Consider the following 17,792-nt stretch of genomic DNA (forward strand, 5'->3'; position numbering starts at 1 on the left):
AACAAATACGGGGCAACGATAAAGTTTACAGGCAGAATTTGCCGTAAATACGTTGTTTGCTGCGGATATTTAAGCTTGCAAGACTTAAAACGCGTTGTAAATTCATTTAAGTTTGATACAATTTGTAATTGCCAAACGGAAAATAATGTGATATAATAAAAACGGACAGAGGTGTAATTTTTATTGATTTTATGCCTCTTAACAAAAAGGAGACCTTTATGAAACTCAGAAAAGGACGTGCTGTCGGTGCAGCGGCTTTCCTTGCAGCTATCATCGGCTGCGGAGTAGGCTGCGGCGTTGTCGGAAAGACAAAGACAAGCGGCACAGTGCCTGCGAGCAGCGGTTCTTCTGCTGCCGAAGCGACGGAAGTCACCGAAGCGGTCACGGAGGATCAGCCCGATAAGGTTGTTCACGTTGTGGCAGCAGGCGATAATCTTATACATTACTCAGTCTACAAAAACGCTGAGGAGTATGCAGGGGGCAGCGGCTATGATTTCGACCCCATGTATACTGAGGTCAAGTACCTTGTTCAGGACGCCGACCTCGCTATCATAAATCAGGAAACGATCATTTCTCAGAGCAATCCCATACGCGGTGCTGACGGCGGTCAGCTCATATTCAATTCTCCGCCGCAGGTAGCCGATACGGTCATTGGCCTCGGCTTCGACGTAGTCACCATGGCTAACAATCACCTGCTTGATATGGGTACGGACGGTCTTGAGGAGTCCATAAGATTCTGGAACCAGAAGGCGGAAGAGAACGATCTGACTGTTCTCGGAGCCTACCTCAATGAGGAAGATGCAAACAATATACGTGTACGTGAGGTCAACGGCGTAAAGATCGCATTCCTTGCGTATTGTCACCATATAAACGGCTTTGACGATCTGCTGAACGATGTTCCTCTGAGAGTTGTCAAGAACGACGAGGAGGACGTTATCGAGCGCCAGATAAAGGAAGCCGACGAACTGGCAGATGTGGTCATCGTGTCCGCGCACTGGGGCGAAGATGATACCACTGTGGTCACAGAGGACAGAATAGAGCTTGCAAACAAAATGGTGGACTGGGGCGCCGATGTGATACTGGGCTGTCACACTCACACCGCAGAGACTATGGAGTGGATAGAGCGTGACGACGGCACAAAGGGCTTTGTTTACTACTCAATGGGCAACTTCATATGCGCTCAGACCGATAACTTCAACGTGGTCGGCGAGATGCCCGATTTCGATATAGTCATTGACGGGAATACCAACGAGCTCAGACTGGAAAACGTGGGCTGCATACCTACCATAATCCATTACGAGAACGATTTCTCCAACATGAAGATATACCCGTACAGCAAGTATTCACCGGAGCTGGCAGACCGCCACGGACTCCCGTATGCCGTGCCTCAGGGCACCTATACGGACTTCGGCTGGGACGTCATCAACCGCATAATAGATGAGCAGATCCCGCAGGAATTCCGCAAGCTCGACAAATAATTTGATAAATTCATTTTTGGTTCAAATAACCGCTTTAGCAAGGCTTTTTCAAGATTTTTATCATTGTGCAAACCGTGCAAAAATCACTTTTGCTGTTTATGTAAAATACCAAAAACGATATGAACCTATTTACTTTTTTTTAGACCTGATATATAATGAAATCATGAATAAATATAGATTTGGGATTTAGTATCCCATCACGGCAGTGTGATGCGTCTTGAGACAAAACCACTGCTGGCAGAGCACAAGCTTTTAGTCACAGGCTGACGGCAGAGGGGAGCTTCTGAGAGGCGTGTACATACGTCGTTCGGAACTGTTCCATAACGACCGCAGCTCGGACAGCTTAGCCTCGTCTGTATGACTGACAGCGGCTTCACAGCCACCGCTTTGCACAGCTTTCATTATGTATTTTAGTGATACGGTTTTGCAGGGAGGGCGGAACGGTGTATCCGCTGCATAAGACATGATATAATAAAAGGGGCGACCTGTTCCTTTGTTATATAACATTATTGAAGAAGGAGGAAAAAATAATGAAGACAAAAAAGGTAGTCGTCGGAGCTTTAGCTGCGATGCTTTCACTTTCAGTCTGCTCACTTGCACCTGCAGTAGCTGCCGGCGAAACAGTGCAGATATCCGTTGGCAAAGTAAATGCAAAGGCAGGTGAGACATTCTCGGTGGACGTATCGTTAGCTGATATTCCATCAACCGGCATTCAGTGCCTTGACTTCGCTGTTACTTATGACAGCAAGGTGCTCACAATCGACAAGGTAGAGGCAGGTGCACTCGTTAAAAACGGTGCTGACTCTAAGGATGCTTCAGCATCTCTGGCACCTCTTTTTGAGGGTTCTGTAAACAGCTCAGAGGGCTGGGTGAGCGCAGCTTGGTCAACATCTACTGATGATGCTTCATACTGGCTCAAGAGCGATGGCGTTTTCTGCACCATTACAGGTAAAGTAGCAAGCGGCGTTGCTGACGGCACAGTTTCTGATCTTAAGATCGTTCCTATCAATCGCGAGACTTATTCAAAGTCAGGCGTGACAAATAAGGAAATAAGCTGTGGCTATGAGAAAGACGGTAAGCCCGTTAAGTATGCAACAACACTGAATAACGGTAGTGTTACAGTTGGTACGATTGTAACAACAACTACACAGCCACCTACAAACAAGATCGTCCGCGGCGACGCTAACTGCGACGGCGGAGTAGATATGTCTGACGTTGTTCTTATCATGCAGAGCCTTGCTAACCCCAACAAGTATGGCCTTGACGGTTCAGATTCAAAGCACATTACTGCTCAGGGACAGGCAAACGGCGACGTTGATTCGGACGTTAAGGGTATTACTTCAAACGATGCCCTCAAGATCCAGAAGTGGCTGCTCAAGAGCATTTCCGAGCTCTGATCCGAGATTATCTGATTTGTCCCCCTTACAAAGGAATACAAACCCAATTTATGTTTTATTAATAGGCTTAAAAACCTAAAGAAAGGAATTATTACAAATGAAAAAGTTAATTTCTGCAGTCACATCACTGTGTATGGCTGCAACAATGGTAAGTGCAGTAGTTCCTGCAACTGTAGGTGCTGCTGATTCTTCCAAGGGATTTTCTATTAAAACATATGATATCGCGAATCCATCTGCTGATTCTGCAAAGTCAGAAATAACAATCAAGAAGAGCGACATCCCTGCTGCAGGCTACACAATTCCTTCTGCTGTATATTACTCAGAAGCAACTAATAACTCAACAGGTTCTCTCCTTGCAAGTATCACAACTGACTCTAAGGATATCAAGTTCAAGCTTTATGATCCTGATAAGGATTCTTACACATCTGAAGCTAAGTCATACAAGCTCGGTGATGTAGAGTTCACAACAGACAAGTACATCTCTTTTGCTGGTAAATGCAAGTCAAAGAGAGAGGGCTATATGGCAGGCGGCGCTTATCAGATGGCTTGTGAGGCTTCACAGACAGCTGCTAAGACAGACAACTACTTCATCGGCTGCTCATGGATGAACAACGGTGAGGATTACGCTTGGGCTGGCGAAAAGTCTGATTCATATCCTTTCTATGTATTTGATACAATCATCCCTGCTGACATCGCAGTAGGTTCATACAAGGTTATGTTCTGTGACTACAACACAGACGCTACAGGTGTTAACGACAATCCTTGCCCGATGGTTGAGAGCCAGGGTACAAGATACACCAAGAAGGACGGTAACCTCAAGCTCAGCGAGCTCACAATCAAGGTTACAGAGGACGGCGGTACAACCGATCCTACAACAACTAAGGCTCCAACTCCTACAACAACTACAACTAAGGACGGCGGAAGCTCAGTTACAACAACAACTAAGTCTAATCCTACAAGCAATGCAGACATCAAGTTCGCATTCGTAGATTATGAGACTCAGAAGGATACAATCAAGGCTAAGCCCGGTGATAAGATCGATATCGATGTAAACATCACAGCAGGCGGCAAGGATGTATCTGCTCTCGACGTTCAGTTCAAGGGTACAGGCGGAATCAAGCTCGTAGACGTTCTCGGCACAGCTGAGGCATTCCCGGGCGCTAAGGTTTCCAAGAATATCGACGACAGCCGTGCTAACTACGCTACACTTAAGGGCGACACACCTATGGTTCCTGTAGACGGCAAGTCAGCATTCGGCATCACAGTTGAAGTTCCTGCAAATATCGCTGAGGGTACTTACACATTCGGCTTCGACAGCCAGTGCAAGATCTTCAAGGATAACACAAACTTCAACTACACAACAGACTTTACTCCTATCACAATCCAGATAGGCGATACACCTCAGCCTGGTACAACAACTACCAAGGACGGTGGAAGCACAGTTACAACAACAACTAAGCCTCCTGTAAGCAATGCAGACATCAAGTTCGCATTCGTTGACTATGAGACTCAGAAGGATACTATCACAGCTAAGGCTGGCGATAAGATCGATGTTGATGTAAACATCACAGCAGGCGGCAAGGACGTTTCTGCTCTCGACGTACAGTTCAAGGGCGAAGGCGGCATCAAGCTCGTAGACGTTCTCGGCACAGCTGAGGCATTCCCGGGCGCTAAGGTTTCCAAGAATATCGATGACAACCGTGCTAACTACGCTACACTTAAGGGCGACACACCTATGGTTCCTGTAGACGGTAAGTCAGCATTCGGTATCACAATCGAGATTCCTGCAACAATCGCTGACGGTACTTACACATTCGGCTTCGACAGCCAGTGCAAGATCTTCAAGGATAACACAAACTTCAACTACACAACAGACTTCACACCTCTCACAATCGTGATCGGTGACAAGCCTGTAACAACAACTACAACAGCTGCTCCTCAGCCTACAACAACTACAACTGTTGTTACAACAACAGCTACACCTCAGCCTACAACAACTACAACAGCTCCTGTAACACCTGGTAAGACAATCAAGGTTACAATGTGGGGCGATGCTAACGTAGACGGCAAGGTTAACGTTGCTGACGTTGTTGCAATCAGAAACACAATCGCTGGTACTGACCTCGGCTTCGGCGATCAGGGCTTAGTAAACTCTGACGTTGTTGATCCTCAGGATATCACAGGCGCAGCTTGCGATCCTGCTAAGGTTCAGATCACAGGTGCTGACGTAGACCACATCATCAATTACATCATTTCTAAGGACTACGATATGGCTAAGGCTGTAACTCCTAAGAAGTCCTGATAAAGAAACACCAATAAAATAAGAGCAATTTGCTCGGAAAGGAAATGCACTGATGAAGAAACTGCTTTCAGCAGTTACATCCGTTGCCATGAGCCTCTCGCTCATGGCAGGTGCATTTGCTTCGCCAGTTAGTGCTGCGGGCGGTAATACTGCTTCGCAGCCTAAACTTAATATGGGCGGAGTATTGGATGTTTCTGCTAATAAAAATGCCGGTGAATCAGTTGAGTGGAACATCGGTACCGGAATTACTGCTCCAGGTATGAACGTTACATTACCTGTAGTAGTAAGCAAGTCTACTCTCGAAGTAACAGGTGCCCAGTTCAAGATCAACGCCGCATCACCAATCACCCTCAAGTCTGTAACAGCAGGTGAGGCTTATGGTGCTAATGCTTCTTTTGACGGAAACATGATCCTTCTTGAAAGAAGCAGCGGTAAGGGCGTTGTTGCTGCCAACGATTCAGTGGTTCTTAATCTGACATTCTCTGTACCAGCTGACTGTGCTGAGGGCGATTACAAGGTAGAGGCCTCTGACCTCTTCGTAAGTAATGCCAAGAGCGCTGATATCACCTCAGGTGTAAAGATCGGCGCAGGCACTATCAAGGTAAAGAAAGACATCACTGAACAAAACATCTCTTGGGTACTCGACAATGTTGAGGCTGCACCCGGTGAGACTGTTACATTAAAGGCTTATGTCGATGCTCCTAACGATGCAGCACTTACAGTTGCAGGTGCACAGTTCAAGGTAAAGACAGAGTCTCCAATTGAATTCAAGTCAATGGTTGCAGGCGGAGCTTATGCTTCACCTATCTCATTTGACGAAAAGGTTCAGACATACCTGCTTGGTGAGTCATCAGGTAAGGGTGTCATTGCTGCTGATAAGGCAACAATATTTAACATTTCCTACACTATCCCATCAACCTGTCCTGAGGGCGAATACAAGGTCTCATGGTCAGACGCTTTTGTAAGTAATGGCAAGAGCGCAGACATTACCTCAAAGGTAAAGTTTGTTGACGGTTCTATCAAGGTAGGAAAGAAAAATACCACTGACGATAAGGTAAAGTGGACTCTCAGCAATGAGAAGGCTAAGGCCGGCGATGTTGTTACTATGACAGCTAAGGTTGAAAACAAGAACAGCATCGAGGTCCCTGTAGGTGGTGCACAGTTTGGCTTTGACGCTAAATCTCCTATCACTTACAATAATACTATCAAAGAGGGCGACGCTTACGGCGCTGCTATCAAGGCTACAGAGGGCGTAAACAGATTCCTGTTCGATCTCGGAAACAAGGGCAAGAGTGCTGCTGACGGTTCTACTATCTTCACAGTAGACTTCAAGGTTCCCGATAATTGTGCAGACGGCGTTTACACTGTAGACTGGGCTGATACTTTCGTATCAGACAACAAGGCTAAGGACATTACTCAGGATATAATCCTTGTAGGCGGTTCAATTACTGTCGGCGATGTAAATCCCGAAGTTAAGGGCGAAGCTACATGGGTGATCCCAAGTGAGGTCAAGGCTGAGGCAGGAAGCTCAGTTGAGCTCGTTGCCAAGGTAAAGGGAGATTCTGACCTTGCAGTTGCAGGTGCTCAGTTCTCTATCGTATGCACAGATCCTACAATGCTTAACACTGTAAGTGGTACACCTTACGGTAAGACACTTGCAAGCGATCCTGAGTATAAGGCTAACTGCATTTTTGAAAGTGTAGACGGCAAGACTGCTAAGGACGGCGATGTTCTCTTCACGATCAAGGTTGACGTTCCAGCTGGCACACCTGACGGACTTTATCCTGTAAAGTGGTCCAAGCAGTTCGTAACTAACGAGAAGTGTGTTGACATCACAGATAAGGTCACATTTGAAAACGGTAGCATTCGTGTAGGCAACCCGCCTCCGACTACTACTACAACAGTTGGACCTACAACAACCACAACTACAATAACAACAAATATCCCTGACGACGCTCTCGTATGGCAGATCGATACTAAGCATATGAAGTCACCTGCAGAAGATACTAAGGTTGAACTCAGAGTTTATGTAAACGATAAGAATAATGCCAAGGTAGGCGTTGCAGGCGCTCAGTTCCGTATTTCAAATGCAAGCGGTATCTCCTTTGATTCTGCAAAGGGTACAGATGCATATAACGGAACACTCGTACTCCAGCCGGAAGCTGACAAGAATCTTAACGCTTTCCTGTTCACAACAGAGAACGCTAAGAATGCTGTAGCAGCTAACGACGCAAATGTTGCAGTTCTTACATTTATTGTTCCTGCAAACTGCCCAGAGGGTACATACAATGTGGATTTTGCAAACGGAACACTTAACGTTTCAGACGAAAAGTGCAAGGACATCACTGACAAGATCATCGGTCTTGGCGGTGCTATCATCATTGAGGGCAAGGATCCTATTCCGGGTACAGATCCTATTACATCAACAACAACTACAGGTACAGGTACTGCTACAGCTACAGCTTCAAATACTAATACAGCATCAGCAACAGGTACAACTACTTCAACTGTAACTGTAGTTACAGGTGCTCCATCAGGCACAACAACAGCTACAGGTACTGCAACAGGTACAGGTACTGCAACTGCTACAGCTACAAATACAGCGACAGCTACTGCTACTGCTACAAATACAGCAACAGCAACAGCAACAGCTACAGGTACTGTAACAGCAACAGCTACAGCTACAGGTACTGAAACAGGTACAGCAACAGGTACAGGTACTGCTACAGCTACAAATACTGTAACAGCTACAACTACAGGTACAACAACAACTGTTCCTACGGGAGCAATCCTTTGGGAGATCGATACAGTACATGCTACACCCGGCTCAACAGTCAAGGTAAATATGTACGTAAGAGATCCTAACGCAGTAAATCTCGGCGTTGCAGGAGCTCAGTTCACTGTTAAGCCTTCTATCGCAGGCGATACAGGTGCTGTTCTTGCAGGCGTTGGCGAAAAGTCCGGTTACGGTTCAGATGTTATCCCGGGTAAGGACAATGACTTCAGATTCTTCTTCGCAGACAAGAGCGATCACGTTGCAGCTGACGGCACAGTAGTTGTTGAGTTCAGCTACAAGGTTGGCGAGAATGCTGTTCCAGGAACAGACATCGATCTTGTTATCAGCGGTCTCTCAGTTACAAACGGCAAGGCAGCTGATATTACTAAGAATGTAATCGGTGTAAACGGTAAGATCATTGTTGATCCTAACCCAATTTCTACACCTACAGGAACAGGTACAGGTATCGTAACAGGTACAGGTACAGCAACAGGTACAGCAACTGCTACTGCAACAGGAACAGCTACAGGTACTGCAACAGGTACAGCTACAGCAACTGCTACAGCTACAGGTACTGCAACAGGTACAGCTACAGCTACAGGTACTGCAACAGGTACAGCAACAGCAACTGCTACAGCTACAGGTACTGCAACAGGTACAGCAACTGCTACAGGTACAGCTACAGGTACTGCAACTGCAACAGGAACAGCTACAGGTACTGCAACAGGTACAGCAACTGCAACTGCTACAGGCACAGGTACTGGTACAGGCACAGGTACAGCAACAACAACTGCTACAGGTGCTGTAAGACCGGGTACATTTTCAACAACAACTAAGTATCCTGTAATTGGCGGTGGTACTTATACAACAACAACTGAGGCAGGCTGGCTCTACGCTATCGCAACTATCGAGACAAAGGCTGGATTCTACTTCAGCCACGACGACGATATCCGCGCTCTGGGCGGCAAGAGAGGCTTCAGCCCTGATCAGGTAACAAAGATCAGCATCACTGATGTATTCGAGGACGGTACAACCAAGGTTAGACCTGACTCTGCTATCGACAGAAGCTGGATCAACTTCGGTATGGCTTCTCCTGCAATAGTATACGGTGATCCTGATTCACACAAGAAGAATACAGCTGTAACTATCGACGACTTCAAGTATGAGGTTCCCGTAATGTACGGTGATATGCCTCTCGTAAATGAGGACGGCGAGTCACTTACAATCCCGGTTTACATTGGCGTTAAGGGTGATATCACTCTCAGCAATATTGTAAACGCTGTAGACGCATCAGCAGTTCTTTCGTACTATGCAGCTTGTCAGACATACAAGAATGCAAGTGGTACAGTAGACGTTACCGAGGGCAAGAACAAGATTCAGGCTCAGACCGACTTAGCAGGCCTCAAGGTAACATCAGCTGATGATATTCTTGATCATTTCGCAGCATTCCTTGCTGACGTAGATCAGGATGAGTATGATCCGAATAACTGGAGCAAGATGAAGGGCGACAGAACAGTTAACGCTGTTGACGCTTCTTACATCCTTTCATACTATGCTGAGTCACAGACTTCGAGCCAGAAGCCGGCAGAGATCTGGGATAAGGTTCTTAACAGGAAGTAATTCAGCAAAACAGTAAAATACGCTAAAAAAGCAGGTCTTTCGACCTGCTTTTTTACATTATATACCGCTTGACAAAGCCGTTGATATAATGATATAATGTCAATTGTAAGAGAAATTAAGCCGAAATAGCAAATGAAATAATACTAAAAGTTCATTTGAATGAAAATATTACGTTTCATATAGGCTTAGATTGTGAAATAAGCACAAAAAACGGGTTTATTAATCGGCAATAATTTTTTGAAAAAATGCGCTGTTCTGCTTGACTTATTGTACTATGTGTGATAAAATGTAGTTATGAATTTTGGGGCGGAGTATATATATACGTATATAACTACTCCGAAATTTAGCCTAATGCATGAACGTGTTGACATAAGATCACGTTCCGCAAAAGGGGAATAAACATGTTAGAGAGGTATAGAACAATGAAGAATTCATTATTCAAAAGAGCTATCGCAGCAGCCGCAGCTGTTCCGCTTGCTCTTACACAGTGTCTTACATACGCTAACGCTGTAGACAACGACGCTCCAGCAACCACTGCAAGTGTTCAGACACAGAGCCAGAACAACACACTCAAGGCTATCCTTGCTGTTCCCGGAGATGCAGATTTTACATTATCCAGCGCTCAGGGCAAAGGTAACACCACAAATGGTGGCGTAAACTACCAGAAGTCCACATGGGAAGCAACAGTTGCTGCTCTGCTCGATAACATCGCTACAAAGAAAGACGAGGCATTTGACCTTACTCCTTATATTGACAAGGCAGTTGCAAATGCAGGCAGCTACAAGGATGTTGCTGAGAAGTGCGCTGAGCTTATAGATGGCAAGAAGGTTACTTACGATTTCGACGGCTCTAAGCTTGTTGTAAAGGGCACAATTAATGAGCCTGACTACAATGAGATAATCAAGGCCGGTATCGGCAATGGTTCTGTATCTACCAAGGCTCCTAAGAAGGCTCCCGGTCGTTACATGGCTCCTGCTTCAAACGATATCGAGATCCCTGAGGAATACCTTGCATTCATTCCTGACGGATATGATGTAGAAAAGCTCAAGAGCATTGATGTTGCTGAGTTCGAGAAGAAGAACCCGGGCTTCATTGATGAAGTTATCAAGACAATCCCTGAGGAGAAGAGACCTGCTGCTGACGTAGTAGAGGGACTCAAGACAGGTGAAAAGACAATTGCTGATCTTACTAATGAGCAGATCGTTGATGTAGCACAGGGCTACGTTGCTGTACAGGTTGAAAAGGCTTTCGACAGCAAGAAGCTTTCAGCTATCCAGATCGGCGGTAAGTTCGAGCTTACAGTTGATTTCTCAGATATCAGCGGTACTCAGACAGTAACTGCTGAGTTTAAGTATGTTTGCAACGACGGCAAGACATACAATATTGGTGAACTCCCTGCTGTATTCAAGCAGAAGTTTACTGAGATCAAGACAACAGCTGACGAAGAGATCCAGTCTCAGATCGATCCTAAGTACAACTACCTTGTACAGGATGAGTTCGATAAGGTTATCGACAAGCTCATCAAGGCTGCTACAAAGGCAGACAACGGCTTAACAAAGGCTCTCAATGCTGGTTGGGATTACACAACATCATCCGAGAAGGACAACGCTGAAAAGGCTATCACAAAGCTCAATGCTAAGATCAAGTCATTGGGCGTAAACAAGCAGCTTCCACCTACAGCGACAGATATCGCTGCTGATTCAAGGGTTGCTGCTGCATTTGCAAGACTTGCTGCTGCTACAAACGGCAAGGCAGACATCAATGCTGCTGACCTCGGCAAGTTAGCTGACAACGCAGGCGGCAGAAGCATTTCCAAGGACGGCACTGTAGTAGTTTCCGATGATCTCATTGCTAAGCTTGCAAACGGCATTGGCGAACTCACAGTTGCATTTGACGATGACGCTGATGAGGTTGCAGTTCTCAAGGATAAGCTTGACAAGGAAGGCAAGGTTCTCGTTGGTTCATACAAGAAGGCTTATGCTAAGGTTGACTTCAGCCAGATCCAGGCTAAGGACGGCAAGGCAAGCCTCAAGCTCGACCTCCAGAGAGTTCTTGTAACTGATACAGTTGTAACAACTGCTACAAGCACTACACCTACAGGTACAGCAACAGGTACAGGTACAGCAACAGGTACAGGTACAGCAACAGGCACTGGTACAGCAACAGGCACTGGTACTGCAACAGGTACAGGTACAGCAACAGGCACTGGTACTGCAACAGGCACTGGTACTGCAACAGGTACAGGTACTGCAACAGGTACAGGTACAGGCACAGCAACAGGCACAAGCACAGGCACAACTCCTGTAAAGCAGATCAAGAGAACCTATGCTAAGGCCGGTTACACAACAACAGCTGCATTCTACCTCAATACAGAGGAGCAGTTCAATAAGGGTCAGATCTCTGACATCACACTCGTAGTTGAGTACACAGACGGCTCTACTGAAGAGAGCACAATTGCTGAAAGCGATATTACATTCGGCACAGCAACACCTTCTAACACATACAAGAAGGATACAGCAGACTTCAAGTATGCTGTACAGGTTTACGTAAAGGGCGAGAAGCTCGTTGATTCAACAGGCGCAGACGTTACAGTTGATGCATACATCGGCGTAAGAGGCGATGCTGATCTCAACAGCACTGCAAACGCAGTTGACGCTTCTACAGTTCTTTCATACTACGCTACACTTTCAACAAACGGAACTCCTTACAGCACAAAGCTTTCAACAAGCAAGCTCGTAACTTCACCAAGAAGCATTTACGATGAGTTCGCTGCTTACCTCTGTGATGTTCAGCACGATGTAACATTCGACAACCTCACAAAGAAGGGCACAAGAAACAAGACTGTCAACGCTATCGATGCTACTGCAATCCTCCAGTTCTACTCAATGAGACAGGTTAAGGAGAACAACGGCAAGACAGACGCTCAGCTCTGGGAGATCGTTGATAACGGTACAAACAATAAGGCCAATACAGAGGCTTGATTAAAACCTACATTATCTGCCGCCGTTAACGCGGCGGCAGATAAACAATTTAATATTTTGATGTTAGCCGCCGTTAAATCGACGGAAAAACATATATAAAAAATCTGAAAGGAAATAATAACAATGAAGACGAACACTATTAAGCGTGCTTTCGCTGCACTTGCAGTTTCAGCTGTAGCACTCTCAGCAACTGCTATCAATGCTTCTGCTGAAACAGCTGTAGGCTATACCTCAACAGGTAAGGCTGCAGGCTTCACAGGTGCTTCACTTGAGCTCACACAGAAAACAATCACTCTTGATGAGGCTAAGAATGCACAGGAGATCACACTCACAGTTAAGGGTGACGGTACTCAGTACGACTCAACAGGTATCCACGTTCAGTTTGACGAGGGTCTTGAGCTTGTAAAGAGCGAATACATGGAAGAAGAAGTTCTTGCTGTTCCGAAGCAGAACTACGGTGCAAGCGAAGTTAAGGAAGACGGCAACGGCCTGTTCCTCACATTCGCTAACACATCTCCTAAGACAGCTAAGGCTACAGGTTCCGCTATTTGGTCTTTCCAGCTCAAGGTTAAGAATCCTGAGCAAGGCAAGAAGTACCCAATCCAGATCACATACACAGACGGTGACCTCTTCGACCTCAAGGGCAGCGATACAACAGATGCTCTCCGTGACTACGCTTTCACACACGTAACACAGGGCTATATCGCTATCGAGGGTGGTACAACAGCTACTACAACTGCTACTACAACTACAACATCTACATCTACATCTACTTCAACATCTACATCTACAACTACAACAACTACAACAACTGCTCGTCAGTCAAGCGCTACAACAACTAAGGCTACTACAACAACTAAGAAGGTAACTACAACTGCTAAGAAGACTGATTCACCTAAGACAGGTGTTCCAGGCGCTGGCATCGCTGTAGCAGGTCTTGCTGTTGCAATCGGTACTGCATTCGTTCTCAGAAAGAAGGAAGACTAATTAATTAGTCCCATCTTAATGGAATAACTAAAGGCTCTCCGTTTGGAGAGCCTTTTTTTAATCTTTTTTGGCAGGCGGCGTCCAGTTGATACCGCCCCAGCCGTCAACGTTTGCACGCTGCATAGCTCCGAAAAGCCTGTCCTTGAAGCCGTGGTCACTGTGCTCCATATCAGCAAGGAAGTCCTTGGTCCTCTGACGATTGGTGTGACCGTCCGCAGGACAGACGGACTTCACAACGGGGAGCTCGTTCTTTCTTGCTGCCCTGCGAATCTCCTTTTCGGGAGCAAGTACAAGAGGGCGAATGACTGTTACTTTTTTGTGAGTGAGATATGTGCTTGGAGCAAAACAGCCGATGCGTCCCTCGGTAAAGAGATTCATAACGAAGGTCTCAACGGCGTCGTCGTAGTTGTGTCCCAGTGCAACCTTGTTGCAGCCTAAGTCATTAGCCGCATCGTGAAGAGCTCCGCGGCGCATACGTGCGCAAAGACTGCAAGGGGAGGGCTCCTTGCGGACGTCGAATACTATCTCGGCTATCTGGGTTTTTATGACGTGGTACTCCACACCGAGCTTCTCACAGTGTTCAACGATAGGCGTGAAGTCCATTTTATCGTTGGTGAAGCCCATATCGAGAGTGACTGCAACTACATCGTAGTCGATACCGATAAAGCGCCGCAGCAGCACAAGACCGTCCAGCAGTACAAGGCTGTCCTTGCCGCCCGAGACTCCAACGAGGATATGGTCACCGTCGGAAATGAGCCCGTAGTTTTGTATGGCTTTTCGCATATATCCGAGAATTTTCTGCATTATTACATCTCCAAAGCATTTTTCTTGATTATAGCACATTGTCGGCAAAAAAGCAATACAGTAGGGGCGGATATTATCCGCCCGAAGCCTTTAGCAATTAGCCGTTAGCTTTGCCGAGCCCAAGAATGGGATTCCAAAGGGACTGTGTTCCTTTGGCGGAGTCCAGAGGCAGGCTTGATCAGCCCGTCCCCTCTGTCAGCTTCGCTGACATCTCCCCATTTTATGGGGAGTCACCTCTGGTCGCTGTTCCCAGCTTTCAGAGAACAGCGAAACAATCCGAAGGCGCTCCGCAAGAGAGGGCGTCCCTATAATGGAACGCCGAGGGCGGCGTTCCCTACAAAGGATAAAGGCAGACAGCTTTTTTACTGAAATTTGCAAATATATCTTGCAAAGTAGGAAAAAATATATTATAATAATAAATATGGTACATTTTCGGGAGTGATCCCCGATACAGCAATACAGAAAGGAGCGGCGCATTTGCGCCTTTAAGACAATGACAGAACAACTGAAAAATCTGCTCATTTTACTGGCGGCGATAGTTGTCGTACTTATTCTTATAATATTGCTTTTCAGCGGCAAGAGCCATTTCAGACGACTGCTCTCGCTCTTTCTCGAAGAACGTGAGGACTATGAGGGCGGCGGTAGGGAAGAGGAAGCTGTACCTGCCAAGCAGCTTACACCTACTCAGCGCAGAAGAGCAGCAGTGGAGGAGGCTCCCCAGAAGCGAACCTCAGAGCCTATAGTCGAAATGGCTACACTGGTGAGAAAAAGCGATGACCGACTCAGAGTTATAGAGAGCACGGGGCAGGTAAGGCTCGTGGACGAGTATTATGAGCTTATTTTTGTGACAAGGAAGGGACAGAAGCTCAAGATAGAGTGTTCCGCAGAAGCTTATGAGAAGGTGCCCTTCAATCAGCAGGGCTCCCTTACATACAAACGCAATACCCTTGTAAAGTTCAAGTACTACGAGGATACTGTATTCAACTGACATCATGGGGCGGCTCAGGTCGTCCCATATTTGTATACATGAATGGACGTGTAAAAATGGTAAACTTCAACAACGACTGGGACGGGCTTCTTAAAGGTGAATTCGACAAGGACTACTATGTGAAGCTCCGACAGACTCTTATAAATGAATACCGAACACAGAGGATATACCCAAATATGTACGACATCTTCAACGCTATGAAGCTCACTTCATACGACGATGTAAGATGCGTTATCATAGGTCAGGATCCCTACCACGGCGAGGGACAGGCTCACGGGCTCAGCTTTTCCGTCCGAAAGGGAGTTGCTCCGCCGCCGTCGCTGGTGAATATTTTCAAGGAGATACGCGACGATGTGGGAGTTGACAACCTCGGCAAGCACGGTGAGCTGACCAAATGGGCGCAGGAGGGCGTGCTCCTGCTGAACTCTGTCCTTACAGTCCGCGCAGATCAGGCAAGAAGCCACAGAGGTCTGGGCTGGGAGAACTTCACCACGGACGTTATACAGCTCCTCAACAAGCGTGAAAAACCAATGGTATTCATGCTGTGGGGCGGCGACGCCAAGGCTAAGCAGCAGTTCATCACCAACAGGAATCATTTGATACTAAAGGCTGCACACCCAAGCCCGCTGTCGGCGTACAACGGATTTTTCGGGTGCAGGCACTTCTCAAAGGCAAACGAGTTTCTCCGCGCACACGGCTTGGGAGAGATCGACTGGTCAATAGATTAACGGAGGCAAACATGCATATAAAGGAACTTTTCGGCAAAAAGACCGTATTCTCATTTGAGGTCTTCCCCCCAAAGAAAACAAGTCCCGTTGAGGTCATATATGATACCCTTGAGGAGCTTCAGGGGCTTGCTCCCGACTTCATCAGCGTTACATTCGGCGCAGGCGGAAGCGGAAACAGCAAGTACGCTCTGGAGATAGCCTCCAAAATAAAGGAGAGCGGCACTATCCCAATGCTCCACCTGCCTTGTATCAACTTCACAAAGGCTGAGATAGACGCAGCTCTCGGTGAAGCTCAGCAGCGGGGCATAGAGAATATACTCGCCCTCAGAGGTGACATCAATCCCGATATACCGCCTGTGGACGACTTCCACTATGCCAGTGACCTGATAACTTACATAAAGTCCAAGGGCGATTTCGATATTGCGGGCGCATGCTATCCCGAGTGCCACCCCGATGCAGCGGACATGATAGAGGACATCAAGAACCTGAAAGCCAAGGTGGACGCAGGTGCAGACCACCTTATCTCGCAGCTTTTCTTCGATAACGAAAGCTTCTACGCATTCCGTGAAAAGGCTGCTATCGCAGGCATAAACGTACCTATCGAAGCAGGTATCATGCCTGTTGTCAACAAGAACCAGATAGAGCGCATGGTAACTACCTGCGGTGCCAGTCTCCCTGCCAAGTTCGTGCGCATAATGACCAAGTACGAGCACAGTCCCGAGGCTCTCCGCGACGCAGGAATAGCCTACGCGGTAAACCAGATAGTTGACCTTGTGGCAAGCGGAGTTGACGGCATACACCTCTACACCATGAACAAGCCCTACGTGGCACGCAAGATATGCGAGGCTGTATCGGGCATAATAGGTGCGTAATGGAGCTGTTGCCTATATCCAAATCCGAGGCTGCGCGGTACATGGGCGTAAAGGGAGAGCCTGACGAAGCCGTCGCGGAGCTCCTTGACCGTGCGGAGCGCCTTGTGCGTGAAAAGGTGCGCCCCAAGTACGTATACCTTGAAACAGACGTAAGCTTTACAGATGAGGGAGTAGTTCTCGGAGCAATGACCGAGTCGCTGACAGGAGAGGACATAAAACGTCACCTGAAGGGCTGTACCGGAGCAGTTATGCTGGCGGCTACGCTGTCTCAGGAAGCCGACAAGCTCATACGGCAGGCGGCTGTGACGAATATGGCGGAATCCCTTGCTATAGACTGTATATGCAGCGCTGCTATCGAGCAGGTCTGCGACCGTGCAGAGGAGGAGATATTCTCACAGCACCCTGCACCATACAGGACGTGGCGTTTCAGTGCAGGCTACGGTGATCTGCCTATAACGCTGCAAAGGGGATTTATACTTGCTCTTAACGCTCAGAGGCGCATAGGGCTCACAGTTACGGACAGTTCCCTGCTAATACCCTCAAAATCCGTGACAGCCATAATCGGTGTGTCGGATACTCCTGTGGAGCGGGGCAGAAAAGGCTGCGCAGTATGCTCCATGAAAGATAACTGTGAGTACAGACGCACAGGCAGAGTTTGTAAGTAAATAAAATTAATCTATATAACCGTTTTACACGGTACATAAATAGTTCATATGTGATAAACTAACTATAAAAGCCCACAAATTCTATGGAATATTGACATTGACATGAACACGGTGAAAGTGTTATAATTATGTATAGAATAAGCAAAATGTATTATTGGGAAACTTATCTCCATATTGTTATCGGTCATTTGTGC

At 46.9% G+C, this 17,792-nt stretch carries 12 protein-coding genes; 10 read left to right on the plus strand and 2 right to left on the minus strand.

The features are described from left to right. Positions 1-218 precede the first annotated feature (218 nt). Positions 219-1,478, plus strand: coding sequence for a CapA family protein (locus N774_RS0112495; RefSeq protein ID WP_024861560.1), 1,260 nt, complete (start codon positions 219-221; stop codon positions 1,476-1,478). A 252-nt stretch (positions 1,479-1,730) separates the two neighbouring features. On the opposite strand, the gene N774_RS19635 is transcribed toward N774_RS0112495, so the two are convergent. Further along, positions 1,731-1,880: a hypothetical protein gene (locus N774_RS19635; protein WP_207640554.1), complete on the minus strand. Its 150-nt coding sequence runs from the start codon at positions 1,878-1,880 to the stop codon at positions 1,731-1,733. A 128-nt stretch (positions 1,881-2,008) separates the two neighbouring features. Between N774_RS19635 and N774_RS0112500 the strand changes: the two genes are divergently transcribed. The 5 genes from N774_RS0112500 (at position 2,009) to N774_RS0112525 (ending at position 13,541) form a co-directional block, all read left to right on the plus strand. Next, positions 2,009-2,875, plus strand: a complete 867-nt coding sequence (locus N774_RS0112500; RefSeq protein WP_024861561.1) for a cohesin domain-containing protein — start codon at positions 2,009-2,011, stop codon at positions 2,873-2,875. Between the two features lie 97 nt (positions 2,876-2,972). After that, positions 2,973-5,177, plus strand: coding sequence for a hypothetical protein (locus N774_RS0112505; protein WP_024861562.1), 2,205 nt, complete (start codon positions 2,973-2,975; stop codon positions 5,175-5,177). 52 nt (positions 5,178-5,229) lie between these two features. Continuing rightward, positions 5,230-9,573 (plus strand): cohesin domain-containing protein, encoded by a 4,344-nt coding sequence (locus N774_RS18375; RefSeq protein ID WP_051463400.1) that lies wholly within the window; start codon positions 5,230-5,232, stop codon positions 9,571-9,573. Between the two features lie 422 nt (positions 9,574-9,995). Further along, positions 9,996-12,554 carry a cellulose-binding protein CttA-related protein gene (locus tag N774_RS19495; RefSeq protein ID WP_024861563.1) on the plus strand — a complete coding sequence of 853 codons (2,559 nt, stop codon included), beginning with the start codon at positions 9,996-9,998 and terminating at the stop codon, positions 12,552-12,554. Positions 12,555-12,677: 123 nt separating this feature from the next. Further along, on the plus strand, positions 12,678-13,541 hold the full coding sequence (locus tag N774_RS0112525; protein WP_024861564.1) for an NPXTG-anchored protein: 864 nt from the start codon (positions 12,678-12,680) through the stop codon (positions 13,539-13,541). 57 nt (positions 13,542-13,598) lie between these two features. Here the strand turns inward: N774_RS0112525 and N774_RS0112530 are convergent, their stop codons facing one another. Next, a complete protein-coding gene (locus tag N774_RS0112530) occupies positions 13,599-14,345 on the minus strand; it encodes a tRNA 2-thiocytidine biosynthesis TtcA family protein (protein WP_024861565.1) in 747 nt (248 codons plus the stop codon). A gap of 493 nt (positions 14,346-14,838) precedes the next feature. Between N774_RS0112530 and N774_RS0112535 the strand changes: the two genes are divergently transcribed. Genes N774_RS0112535 through N774_RS0112550 form a run of 4 tightly spaced genes read left to right on the plus strand, consistent with a single transcriptional unit; the run spans position 14,839 to position 17,598 of the window. Further along, entirely contained in the window at positions 14,839-15,333 is a 495-nt protein-coding gene (locus N774_RS0112535; protein ID WP_024861566.1) for a DUF2500 family protein, read from the plus strand. A 56-nt stretch (positions 15,334-15,389) separates the two neighbouring features. Further along, positions 15,390-16,061, plus strand: a complete 672-nt coding sequence (locus N774_RS0112540) for a uracil-DNA glycosylase (RefSeq protein ID WP_024861567.1) — start codon at positions 15,390-15,392, stop codon at positions 16,059-16,061. 11 nt (positions 16,062-16,072) lie between these two features. Next, positions 16,073-16,933, plus strand: a complete 861-nt coding sequence (metF, locus tag N774_RS0112545; RefSeq protein WP_024861568.1) for a methylenetetrahydrofolate reductase [NAD(P)H] — start codon at positions 16,073-16,075, stop codon at positions 16,931-16,933. Continuing rightward, positions 16,933-17,598 (plus strand): vitamin B12 dependent-methionine synthase activation domain-containing protein, encoded by a 666-nt coding sequence (locus N774_RS0112550; protein ID WP_024861569.1) that lies wholly within the window; start codon positions 16,933-16,935, stop codon positions 17,596-17,598. Before metF ends, N774_RS0112550 begins: the two co-directional genes overlap by 1 nt. The last annotated feature ends 194 nt before the right edge of the window (positions 17,599-17,792 follow it).

The organism is Ruminococcus flavefaciens AE3010 (genome assembly GCF_000526795.1).
GTDB lineage: Bacteria > Bacillota > Clostridia > Oscillospirales > Ruminococcaceae > Ruminococcus > Ruminococcus flavefaciens_D.